7 protein-coding genes are annotated in these 12,282 nt (G+C 73.5%); 6 read left to right on the top strand and 1 reads right to left on the bottom strand.

Going from position 1 to position 12,282, the window contains the following annotated elements:
* The 6 genes from infB to BFN33_RS48860 form a co-directional block, all read left to right on the top strand.
* The coding region (gene infB / locus BFN33_RS48885) for a translation initiation factor IF-2 (RefSeq protein ID WP_079141445.1) at positions 1-2,139 on the top strand (2,139 nt) is incomplete at its 5' end.
* A 137-nt stretch (positions 2,140-2,276) separates the two neighbouring features.
* Positions 2,277-2,570, top strand: coding sequence for a DUF503 domain-containing protein (locus BFN33_RS48880; protein WP_037708683.1), 294 nt, complete (start codon positions 2,277-2,279; stop codon positions 2,568-2,570).
* 36 nt (positions 2,571-2,606) lie between these two features.
* Positions 2,607-3,059 (top strand): 30S ribosome-binding factor RbfA, encoded by a 453-nt coding sequence (gene rbfA, locus BFN33_RS48875; RefSeq protein WP_007385054.1) that lies wholly within the window; start codon positions 2,607-2,609, stop codon positions 3,057-3,059.
* On the top strand, positions 3,056-3,961 hold the full coding sequence (truB, locus tag BFN33_RS48870) for a tRNA pseudouridine(55) synthase TruB (protein WP_069766690.1): 906 nt from the start codon (positions 3,056-3,058) through the stop codon (positions 3,959-3,961). Before rbfA ends, truB begins: the two co-directional genes overlap by 4 nt.
* Positions 3,962-5,103: 1,142 nt before the next feature.
* A complete protein-coding gene (locus BFN33_RS48865) occupies positions 5,104-8,457 on the top strand; it encodes a trypsin-like peptidase domain-containing protein (RefSeq protein WP_069766689.1) in 3,354 nt (1,117 codons plus the stop codon).
* A gap of 158 nt (positions 8,458-8,615) precedes the next feature.
* The gene (locus tag BFN33_RS48860) at positions 8,616-9,566 is read left to right on the top strand and encodes a bifunctional riboflavin kinase/FAD synthetase (RefSeq protein WP_069766688.1); all 951 of its coding nucleotides are present in this window, start codon (positions 8,616-8,618) and stop codon (positions 9,564-9,566) included.
* 70 nt (positions 9,567-9,636) lie between these two features.
* On the opposite strand, the gene BFN33_RS48855 is transcribed toward BFN33_RS48860, so the two are convergent.
* The coding region (locus BFN33_RS48855) for an AAA family ATPase (protein WP_256123108.1) at positions 9,637-12,282 on the bottom strand (2,646 nt) is incomplete at its 5' end.

Raw genomic sequence — 12,282 nt, 5'->3', positions numbered from 1 at the left:
GGTCGTCCCGGTGGCGGTGGCGGCGGTCGTCCCGGTGGCGGCGGCGGTTTCGCCGGTCGTCCCGGTGGCGGTGGCGGCGGCTTCGCCGGTCGTCCCGCGGGTCCCGGTGGCGGTGGCGGCGGTTTCGCCGGCCGTCCGGGTGGTCCCGGCGGTGGCGGCGGCGGTCGTCCCGGCTTCGGTGGTCGTCCCGGTGGTCCTGGTGGCCGTGGTGGCACGCAGGGCGCCTTCGGTCGTCCCGGCGGTCCCGCGCGTCGCGGTCGCAAGTCGAAGCGGCAGAGGCGCCAGGAGTACGAGGCCATGCAGGCCCCGTCGGTCGGCGGCGTGATGCTGCCTCGCGGCAACGGCGAAGCCATTCGCCTGTCGCGCGGTGCCTCGCTCACCGACTTCGCGGAGAAGATCAACGCCAACCCGGCGTCCCTCGTCGCGGTCATGATGAACCTCGGCGAGATGGTCACGGCCACGCAGTCCGTCTCCGACGAGACGCTGCAGCTCCTCGCGGGCGAGATGAACTACACGGTTCAGATCGTCAGCCCCGAGGAGGAGGACCGCGAGCTGCTCGAGTCCTTCGACATCGAGTTCGGCGAGGACGAGGGCGACGACGAGGACCTGGTCGTCCGTCCGCCGGTCGTGACCGTCATGGGTCACGTCGACCACGGTAAGACCCGACTCCTCGACGCCATCCGCAAGACGAACGTCATCGCGGGCGAGGCCGGCGGCATCACCCAGCACATCGGTGCCTACCAGGTCTCGACCCAGGTCAACGAAGAGGACCGCGCGATCACCTTCATCGACACCCCGGGTCACGAGGCGTTCACCGCCATGCGTGCCCGTGGTGCCCGGTCGACGGACATCGCGATCCTGGTCGTCGCGGCCAACGACGGCGTCATGCCGCAGACGGTCGAGGCGCTCAACCACGCCAAGGCGGCCGACGTCCCGATCGTCGTCGCGGTCAACAAGATCGACGTCGAGGGTGCCGACCCGACCAAGGTGCGCGGTCAGCTGACCGAGTACGGCCTGGTGGCCGAGGAGTACGGCGGCGACACCATGTTCGTCGACATCTCCGCCAAGCAGGGTCTGAACATCGACTCCCTGCTGGAGGCCGTGGTCCTCACGGCCGACGCCTCGCTCGACCTGCGGGCCAACCCGAACCAGGACGCGCAGGGCATCTCGATCGAGTCCCGTCTCGACCGCGGCCGCGGTGCCGTGGCGACGGTCCTCGTGCAGCGAGGCACGCTGCGGGTCGGCGACACGATGGTGGTGGGCGACGCCTACGGCCGTGTGCGCGCCATGCTCGACGACAACGGCAACAACGTCGCCGAGGCGGGTCCGTCCACGCCGGTCCAGGTGCTGGGTCTGACCAACGTCCCGGGTGCGGGCGACAACTTCCTGGTGGTCGACGAGGACCGTACGGCCCGTCAGATCGCCGAGAAGCGCGCCGCCCGCGAGCGGAACGCGGCGTTCGCCAAGCGCACGCGCCGTGTCTCGCTCGAGGACCTGGACAAGGTGCTCAAGGCCGGCGAGGTCCAGCAGCTCAACCTGATCATCAAGGGTGACGCTTCTGGTTCCGTCGAGGCTCTCGAGTCCTCCCTGCTCCAGCTGGACGTCGGCGAAGAGGTCGACATCCGCGTCCTGCACCGCGGTGTCGGTGCGGTCACGGAGTCGGACATCGACCTGGCGATGGGCTCGGACGCCATCGTGATCGGCTTCAACGTCCGCGCGGCAGGCCGTGCGGCGCAGATGGCCGAGCGCGAGGGTGTGGACGTCCGGTACTACTCGGTCATCTACCAGGCGATCGAGGAGATCGAGGCAGCCCTCAAGGGCATGCTCAAGCCGGAGTACGAAGAGGTCGAGCTCGGTACGGCGGAGATCCGCGAGGTCTTCCGCTCGTCCAAGCTGGGCAACATCGCCGGTGTGCTGGTCCGCTCCGGCGAGGTCAAGCGCAACACCAAGGCGCGGTTGCTGCGCGACGGCAAGGTCGTCGCGGAGAACCTCACCATCTCCGGTCTGCGCCGCTTCAAGGACGACGTCACCGAGATCCGCGAAGGCTTCGAGGGTGGTATCAACCTCGGAAACTTCAACGACATCAAGATCGACGACGTCATCGCGACGTACGAGATGCGCGAGAAGCCGCGCGGCTGATCGTCGTAGCACGCGATCGGGGCCGGTCGGCGGACGTAATATCCGTCGATCGGCCCCGGCCGTTGCGTGTACGGTTCCCCGTACCGGCGTCCAAGCGCGGCGCCCGTACCCCGAACCGGCGGGACATCCGGACACACATGTATGTGGGGACTCTGTCCTTCGACCTGCTCCTCGGTGACGTCCACTCGCTGAAGGAGAAACGCTCTCTCGTCCGTCCGATCGTGGCCGAGCTCCAGCGCAAGTACGCGGTGAGCGCGGCGGAGACGGGCAGCCAGAACCTCCACCGCAGGGCCGAGATCGGGCTCGCGGTGGTCTCCGGGGACACGGGACACCTCACCGACGTGCTGGACCGCTGTGAACGGCTGGTCGCCGCGCGGCCGGAGGTGGAACTGCTCTCGGTTCGACGCAGGCTCCACAGCGACGAAGACTGAAGCAAGCAGCAAGACAGTTACTAAGGAGACGGACCAGTGGCCGACAACGCGCGCGCCAAGAGGCTGGCGGACCTCATCCGAGAGGTGGTGGCCCAGAAGCTGCTGCGCGGGATCAAGGACCCGCGGCTCGGCTCACACGTCACCATCACGGACACCCGGGTCACGGGTGACCTGCGGGAGGCGACCGTCTTCTACACGGTGTACGGCGGCGACGAGGAGCGGGCGGCCGCGGCCGCCGGACTGGAGAGCGCCAAGGGCGTGCTCCGCAGCGCGGTCGGCGCGGCGGCGGGTGTGAAGTTCACGCCGACGCTGACCTTCGTGGCCGACGCGCTGCCCGACACCGCCAAGACCATCGACGACCTCCTCGACAAGGCACGCCAGTCCGACGAGAAGGTGCGCGAGGTCTCCGCGGGTGCCGCCTACGCCGGTGACGCGGACCCGTACCGGAAGCCGGGCGACGAGGACGAGACGGACGACGCCGCCGAATGACCCAGAAGACCCCACCGCCCGACGGCCTTGTCATCGTCGACAAGCCGTCGGGCTTCACTTCGCACGACGTGGTCGCCAAGATGCGCGGGATCGCCAGGACCCGCCGCGTCGGACACGCCGGCACCCTCGACCCCATGGCGACCGGCGTGTTGGTCCTCGGTGTCGAGAAGGCCACCAAGCTCCTCGGGCACCTCGCGCTGACCGAGAAGGAGTACCTGGGCACGATCCGGCTCGGCCAGACGACGCTGACCGACGACGCGGAGGGCGAGATCACGACGTCGGCAGACGCCTCGAAGGTCACCCGAGAGGCCGTCGACACCGGGATCGCCAAGCTGAGCGGCGACATCATGCAGGTGCCGTCCAAGGTCAGCGCCATCAAGATCGACGGCGTGCGCTCGTACAAACGGGCGCGCGAGGGCGAGGAGTTCGAGATCCCGGCCCGCCCCGTTACCATCTCGTCCTTCGCGGTCCACGACGTCCGGGACGCGGTCGCCGAGGACGGCACGGCCGTCATGGACCTGGTCGTGTCGGTGGTCTGCTCCTCCGGCACCTACATCCGGGCCCTCGCCCGCGACCTGGGCGCAGATCTGGGTGTCGGCGGCCACCTGACGGCTCTGCGCCGCACGCGCGTGGGTCCGTACAAGCTGGACTCGGCCAGGACCCTCGACCAGCTCCAGCAGGAGCTGACGGTGATGCCGATCGCCGAGGCCGCCACAGCCGCGTTCCCCCGCTGGGACGTCGACGGCCGCCGGGCCAAGCTGCTCACCAACGGCGTACGGCTCGACATGCCCGACGAGTACACGGGCGCCGGTACGGTGGCCGTCTTCGACCCCGAGGGCCGCTTCCTGGCGCTGGTCGAGGAACAGAAGGGCAAGGCGAAGAGCCTGGCCGTCTTCGGCTAGGCCTGGTCCAGTCCGGGGGAGCACCGGGGCTGTTTGCCCGTGGAGCGGCGATCACGGGGTTGTGTCGCCGCTCCACGGTCCCCCCTCGGTTCCCCCACCCCTAGGGTGTCTCCGTCCGCCCCCTTCCATTCACCCACGTGGGCAGGCGCTCGGAGTGAACCGGGGGAGTGGAAGGGGGCGCGTTCACCACACGATCTGTGCCGCCGATCACCGCACGCCTACCGTCGAAAACAGGAACGTGCGTACGGCGGGGAGGTACGGCCATGACGGCAGGAGGTGACTCCGCCGACGAAACGGTGCCTCTTGCCTCCGGCGCCGGCATGGAGATGCCGGGGCGGGGGGAAGGGATCGCGGGGGAGACGGGTCGGTCGGCGGGGCCTGGGGGTCGGGAGTCGCGTGAGATGGGCCTGAGTGCGGGGTCCGGCGGGCGGGGGTCGCGCGAGGTGGCTTGGGCTGCGGGGTCCGAGGGGCAGGGGGCGCGGGGGATGGGCCTGACTGTGGAGTCTGCGGATCGGGAGTCGCGCGAGGTGGGCCCGGGTGCGGGGTCTGGGGGCCGGGGGTCGCGTGAGGTGGCTTGGGCTGTGGGGTCCGGGGGGCAGGGGGCGCGGGGGATGGGCCTGACTGTGGAGTCTGCGGATCGTGAGTCGCGCGAAGTGGGCCCGGGTGCGGGGTCTGGGGGCCGGGGGTCGCGTGAGGTGGCTTGGCCTGCGGGGGCTGGGGGTCAGGGGGCGCTGGGGATGGGTCTGCCGACGGAGCCTGCGGGTTGGGACGCACGCGGCACGGAGCTTTTCGCGGAACAGCGGGGCCGGAAGCCGCGTGAGGCTGGTCGGCGGGTGCGGTGGGGTGACCGTGCCGCCCGTGCGGAGAACCCGCGGTCCCGGCAGCGCGAGCCGGAGGCAGGTTCCGGCGGGGGCGATGGCCGCGGAGCGGGGCAGGAGGCGGCCCGGCGGGTCGGACCGGGAGACCGGCAGGCCGGTGAGGGCGCCGAGTCCGTGGGTCGTGGGGTCCGGGAAGAGGGCCGGGAGGTCGGCTCCGGTCGGGGTGGCAATCGCGATACCGTACGGCTCGGCCGGAGCGGGTGCGAGGAGCCTTCGCGGCGGGCGCGAGGGCGGGTTCCCGGGGCCGGGCCGGGCGAGGAACTCGTGCGGATTCTTGATCTGGCCGGCCGGCTCCGGGGGGTCGGGTTCGTGGCCGATCATCGTGGCACCGTCGTCACCAGCCATGAGGCCGTCGACGGGTCGGCCCGGCTCGTGCTGCACGCCGGCGGCGACCGCAGTTGTGTGGTGTCCGCCGACGCCGTGACCGCGCTGCCCGAGCTGGACCTGGCGCTCGTCCGTTCCGAAGGACTCGGTGTGGAACCGTTGCCGGTGTCCGTGCGCGACACCGTCGAGACCGGCACCTACGTCCGGCTCCCCGCCGGCTGCTGGCGCGAGGCCCGGGTGCTCGGCGCGGCCTCCGTGACCTACACGGCCACCGACCGCTTCCATCTCCTCGAAAACGTCCTGGAGTTGGCGATCGGCACCGCGGGACGGGACGCCCTGCGGCTCGGCGGCGGGGCCGCCGGAGGCCCCGTGCTGGACGCCGGGACCGGCGCGGTGGTCGCCGTCCTCGGCACCGCCCTGCAGTGCGGCCACCGCGACAGCGGATACGCGGTCCCGCTCCGCCCCGTCCGGACCGGCCCCCTCGCCGACCTGCTCGCGGAGAACGCGGCGACGGTCCCGGCGTACGGCGTCGACCTCAACCTCGCCGGCGTGCTGGAACTGACGGCCACCTCGGTGGGCCAGGACGGCCCGCCGGGCACGTTCGCCGGTCACGCGGGCCGGGGAGACCCGACCGAGCCGGTCGAACGGACCGCGATCACCAGGGAGTTCGCCGCCTTCACCGACGGCTCGGCCGCCGTCCTCGGCCTCGTCGGACCGCCCGGCAGCGGCCGTACGACACAACTCGCGGCCCTGGCCGCCCGCCGCCACCGGGGCCCCGCTCCCGCCCCCACCCTCTGGCTGCGCGGCGCCGACCTCGAGGACACCGACGCCTCGGTGGCCGACGCGGCGAGCCGAGCGCTCACCAGGGCCGCCCGGATCGTGGCGACCTCCACGGACACCGTCCCCGCCGACCTGGACGACCTCACGCCCGAACGCCTGGCCCGCCTTGCCGGCACCGCGGGCCGCCCCCTGTTCCTCCTCCTCGACGGCCCCGAGGAGATGCCCCCGGTCCTGGCCCACCGCCTCGCCGACTGGACGGAGGGCACGGCGAAGTGGCTGGCGGAGACGGGGGCGCGGCTCGTGGTGGCGTGCCGGGAGGAGTACTGGGAGGGCGCGGACTTCCCGGAGGACATGCTGTACGGCAATCCGGAGGCGCACCTTCCGCCCTGCGTACGCCTCGCCGACCTCACCGACGAGGAGGCCCGCCGCGCCCGGGTCCGGCACGCCCTCCCCGAAGGCATCCTCGCCGCCCCCGACGACCGGCACCCCCTCACCCTCCGGCTCCTGTCCGAGGTCCGCGCGGCTCTCCCGGACGCCCCTCACACCCCCGTGGACCGCGACGAGGTCTTCTCGGCGTACCTCGACCTGATGTGTCTGCGCATCGCGGTACGGCTGGCCACGGCGAGTGGCCTGCGCGGCACCGCCGTCCGCCGGCTCGCCGCGAAGGTTGCCGGCCAGGTCCACGAGGCCGCCCGCCGCAGCCTCGGCCCCGGGCAGGGGGAGCTGGCCCGGGAGTCGTTCGAGGCGGTGTTTCCCTGGGGCACGGCGCCGAAGCGGCTCGGCGCCACCGGCTGGGCCTCCGCCGTCCTCGCCGAGGGCCTCCTCGTCCCCGCCGGCAGCGGCTACCGCTTCGCCCACGAGGAACTCGCCGACTGGATCCAGGGCACCCACCTCGACCTGGACGAGGCCCTGCGCGCCTTGGTCCACCGCCGCCGCACCGGCGCCGAGGACCCGCTCCCCGTCCCGCACCACCGCATCGGCCCCGTCGTCCAGGCCCTGCTCCTCGTCGCCCGCCAGCACGGCGCACCGCAACTGGCCCACCGACTGGAGGAGTTGCTCGACGCCCTCGACGCCGACCCGGACTCCTGGTGGGCGGCCCGCCTGCTCACCGAGACCCTGCTGCGCGTGCCCGACGCGACGCCGTACACCGATGTCCTGCGGCGGCTCACCGACCGCCTGGTGGCCCGGCGCCGTCAGGAGGAACCCGTCCCGCCCGCGTTCGGGCCCGCCTTCTGGACCGCCCTCCCGCTTCCGCCCGGCACCCGCTTCGACCTGCTGCGCCGCCTCGTCCTCGCCGACGGGCCCCCGCACGAGCCGGGCCCCCGGTTCCTGGACGTCGTGGCGGAGCTGCTGGCCACGGACCCCACCGCCGTACAGCCGTATCTCACCCGCTGGTTCGACGACGAGCGGCCGCTGCCCGCGACTCCGCACGCGACCGTGGCGAAGGCCGCGCAGGCGCTGCTGCACACGCACCGGACCCGGGCTCTGGACGACCTCACCGAGGTGCTCGTCGGGTGTGCGCACCGGCGGGCCGACGAACTGCTCGCCGTGCTGGCCGAGGACGAGCCGTCGGCGGTGTGCCGGGCCGTGGACCGGTGGGCGCACGACGAGCGGCCTGCGCGGCGGGTGGCGGCGGTGGCGTACGGACTGCGGGCCGCCCCGCACGTACGTACCGAGGCCGACCGCGAACTCCTGCGCTATGCCGCCCTCGCGCTGCTCGCCCGCCCCGAGGACCGCACCCTGCACGGGGGTGCGCTCGCCCTGCTGGTGCGCGACCCGCGCACGCGTGCCCGTCATCTCCCGCAGGCTCTAGGGCACTTCGCGGCCGGCGACCCGCAGTTCCCGCCCGCCGTGCTGGTCCCCGCGCTCGCCACCGACCCCGATCCGGTCCTGGAGGCCTTCCGGGAGCGGCTGCGCAGACCGGGTGCCGGGGAGGCGCTGCGCACGCTCGCCGACGTCACCACGCCCGCCCTGGCCCGCCGGGTGGCCGTGCTGGTGCGGGAGATGGTCCAGCGGGGCCCGGAGTGTGCCGGGGACGTGGCCGCGTACGTCGACCGGCGCCTCGATCAGGGCCCCGCCGCCCGGGCCGTGCTCCACCCGCTCGTCACTGGACTGCTCGACGGCGCCCCGGAACGGGTGCGGGCCGCGGTGGCCGCCGTGCTCGTCGGCCCGGGCACCCCCGCCTCCCGCCCGCTGCGCCAGGAACTCCTCGATGTCCTCCTGGACCACGAACGGGAGCCCGCGGTCCTGGTCGCCCTGCTGCCCCCGGCCGCCGCGCGCGGCGGGGACGGCATCCGCGACCTCGTGCGGCGCACGGGCCTCCTCCTCGTCCGCAGCCCGTTGGGCGCGACCCGTTTCGACCGCACTCTCGTCGACCTCGGCCGGCACGTGCCCGGGTTCGCCGCGCTGGTGGCCGGCTGGCTCGCCGACGCCCCGCAGGAGTGGGCGGGGGTGGTCGGCCCCAGCACCCGGCGGATGATCGAGAACCTGGCGGACGCGCGGGTTCCCGCCTGAGCCCGTGAAGCCGGCGGACCTGCGCAACCCCCCTGCCCGCGTGCGTCGGGTCACAGCCCCCATGCCGATGCGAGCGACGGGCACGCGGCATGGCACCCTTAGACCTGCGTAAGTCGCAAGAGTCAATACGGACACGGGTTCGACGAGGAGCGGTCACAGTGCAGCGCTGGCGTGGCTTGGAGGACATCCCCGAGGACTGGGGGCGCAGCGTCGTCACCATCGGTTCCTATGACGGGGTCCACCGCGGGCACCAGCTGATCATCAGGCATGCCGTGGACCGGGCGCGCGAGCTGGGCGTCCCCTCGGTCGTCGTCACCTTCGACCCGCACCCCAGCGAGGTCGTCCGCCCCGGCAGTCACCCGCCGCTGCTGGCCCCGCACCACCGCCGCGCCGAGCTCATGGCCGGGCTGGGCGTGGACGCGTTGCTGATCCTCCCCTTCACCACGGAGTTCTCGAAGCTCTCGCCCGCCGACTTCGTCGTCAAGGTCCTGGTCGACAAGCTGCACGCCAAGGCGGTCGTCGAGGGCCCCAACTTCCGTTTCGGCCACAAGGCCGCGGGCAACTGCGACTTCCTCGCCGAGCAGGGCAAGACGTACGACTTCGAGGTCGAGATCGTCGACCTGTACGTGTCGGGCACGGCGGGCGGCGGGGAGCCCTTCTCCTCCACCCTGACCCGGCGCCTGGTCGCCGAAGGTGACGTGGAGGGCGCCGGGGAGATCCTGGGCCGCCCGCACCGGGTGGAGGGCGTGGTCGTCCGCGGGGCGCAGCGAGGGCGCGAGCTCGGCTTCCCGACCGCCAACGTCGAGACCCTCCCGCACACCGCCATCCCCGCCGACGGCGTCTACGCCGGCTGGCTGCACGCCCAGGGCGAGGCGATGCCGGCCGCGATCTCCGTCGGCACCAACCCACAGTTCGACGGCACCGAGCGCACGGTGGAGGCGTACGCGATCGACCGCGTCGGGCTCGACCTGTACGGGCTGCACGTGGCGGTGGACTTCCTCGCCTATGTGCGCGGGCAGCAGAAGTTCGAGTCGCTGGACGCACTGCTGAAGGCGATTACCGACGACGTGCAGCGGTGCCGTGAGCTGATCGAGGGCGCGCAGGCCTGAAGCGCGCAGAGACGGAAAAGGAGGGCCGGCACCTTGGTGGTGCCGGCCCTCCTTCGTCCACTGCCTTCGTCTACTGCTGCGGCGGCTGTCCCGCGTTCGGGTCGTACGGCGGCTGCGGGAACCCCGGCTGCGGCTGACCCGGCTGGCCTGTCTGCCAGGACTGGCCGGGCTGTGCGCCGGGGAAGCCCTGGAACGGCGGCTGGGGCTGCTGCGGCTGTCCGGCGGGGGGTTGCTGCTGGTGCCCCGGCATCGGGGGAGCCATCGTCGGCGGCTGGTGGCCTCCCTGCCCCGTCCACAGCCCCTGCTCCTGCTGGGCCCGCACGAAGTCCTCGGCCACCATGGCGGCGAGGTCGAAGTACGCCTCCCGGACCTTCGGCCGCATCATGTCGAGGTCGACCTCGGCACCGGCCGCCAGGTGTTCGTCGAACGGTACGACGATCACGCCCCGGCAGCGCTGCTCGAAGTGGGTGACGATGTCCTCCACCTTGATCATCTTGCCGGTCTCGCGCACACCCGAGATCACGGTGATGGACCGCGAGACCAGGGACGCGTACCCGTGCGCCGACAGCCAGTCCAGCGTCGTACTGGCGCTGCTCGCGCCGTCCACCGACGGGGTCGAGATGATGATCAGCTGGTCGGCGAGGTCGAGGACCCCGCGCATGGCGCTGTAGAGCAGACCCGTGCCCGAGTCCGTGAGGATGATCGGGTACTGGCGGCCCAGCACGTCGATCGCGCGCCGGTAGTCCTCGTCGTTGAACGTCGTGGACACGGCCGGGTCGACGTCGTTGGCGATGATCTCGAGACCCGAGGCCGCCTGGGACGTGAACCGGCGGATGTCCATGTACGAGTTGAGGTACGGGATCGCCTGGACCAGGTCGCGGATGGTGGCGCCGGTCTCGCGCCGCACCCGGCGGCCGAGGGTGCCGGCGTCCGGGTTGGCGTCGATGGCGAGGATCTTGTCCTGCCGTTCGGTGGCCAGGGTGGAGCCGAGGGCGGTGGTCGTGGTCGTCTTGCCCACGCCGCCCTTGAGGCTGATCACCGCGATCCGGTAGCAGGACAGCACCGGGGTGCGGATGAGGTCGAGCTTGCGCTGCCTCTCCTGCTCCTCCTTCTTGCCGCCGAGCTTGAACTTCGAGCCACCGGGAGTGGGACGACTGCTCTTGGCCTTCTGCTTCTTGCTGTTGACCAGCCGGTCCGAGGTCAGCTCGACCGCGGCGTTGTAGCCGAGCGGCGCGCCCGCGCCGGCGACCTGCTGCCGCTGGTCGTGCTGGACGGCCGCGGGCCAGGCTCCACCGGTACGGGGGTCCACGCCGGGCTGGCCCGGAGCGCCCGCGTAGGGGCCGGGCTGGGGCGCCTGCGGCGGCTGCTGTCCCGGGAACTGCGGCTGCCCCGGCTGGGCCTGCGGCTGTCCCGGGTGCGGCGGCACGGGCTGACCCGGCTGGCCGGGCTGTGCGGGGGCCTGGTGCTGGGGGTAGCCGTAGCCGCTCTGGTCGGTCTGGGGTGCGGGCGGCTGCGGGAAGCCGTAGCCGCTCTGCGGGTTCGGGGGAGCGGGGGGCTGCGGGAAGCCGTAACCGCCCTGGGGGTTCTGGGGCGCGGGCGGCTGGGGGTAGCCGTAGCCGCCCTGGCCGGGCTGGGGTGCGGGCGGCTGCGGGAAGCCGTAGCCGCTCTGCGGGTTCTGCGGGGCGGGGGGCTGCGGGTAGCCGTAACCGCCCTGTGCCGCCTGGCCCTCGGGCTGCGGCGGGGTGGCCGACCAGCCCCCGGGCGCCGGTTGGGGTGCCTGGGGCTGGGGCGCGGCCGTCGGCTGCGCGGGCGGAAGCGGGGCACCGGGCTGTCCGCCCGTCGTCCACTCCGGGGCCGACGTCGGTGCCGCACCGGGGGCCGCCGACGCGAACTGGGGCGGGAGGGGCGGGACGGCGCCCTGGGGAGCCGGCGGGGGACGCCAGCCTTCCTGCTGGGCGTCGGGCTGCTCGGGGGCGGGGCTCTGTGCGGGCTGGGGCTGCTCGGGTGCGGCGGCTGCCTGCGGAGCCTGGGGCTGGGCCGGTGCGGTGGTCTGCGTGGTCGGGGCGTCGGGGGCGGCCGACTGCGGCTCGGCGTCAGCGCTCGGGGCGGAGGCCGGGGGCGTGTCGGCTTCCGGCGCTTCCGGCGCCTGCGGTGCCGTGGCTTCGGCGGTGGGCGCCTGGGGGGCGGGCGTGCCCTCGTCGGCTCCGGTCTCGTCATCGGAGGCGGATGCGGCGCCGGCCTCGCTCGGGGACGGGGCCGCCGGTGCCTCGGTGTCCGCCTGCGCCGACCCCTGCGGGGATTCGGCGGGGGCCGGTGGCTCGGGGGCGGTGGGTGCGGGGGGTGCATCCGGCGACGGGGCGACGGGCGGCTGGGGCTGGGCCGGTGCGGTGGTCTGCGTGGTCGGGGCGTCGGGGGCGGCCGACTGCGGCTCGGCGTCAGCGCTCGGGGCGGAGGCCGGGGGCGTGTCGGCTTCCGGCGCTTCCGGCGCCTGCGGTGCCGTGGCTTCGGCGGTGGGCGCCTGGGGGGCGGGCGTGCCCTCGTCGGCTCCGGTCTCGTCATCGGAGGCGGATGCGGCGCCGGCCTCGCTCGGGGACGGGGCCGCCGGTGCCTCGGTGTCCGCCTGCGCCGACCCCTGCGGGGATTCGGCGGGGGCCGGTGGCTCGGGGGCGGTGGGTGCGGGGGGTGCATCCGGCGACGGGGCGACGGGCGGCTGGGG

It is taken from the genome of Streptomyces sp. LUP47B, assembly GCF_001746295.1.
Classification (GTDB): domain Bacteria; phylum Actinomycetota; class Actinomycetes; order Streptomycetales; family Streptomycetaceae; genus Streptomyces.
Note: the sequence above shows the minus strand (reverse complement) of the source record. Positions and strands in the feature narration are given on the sequence as shown.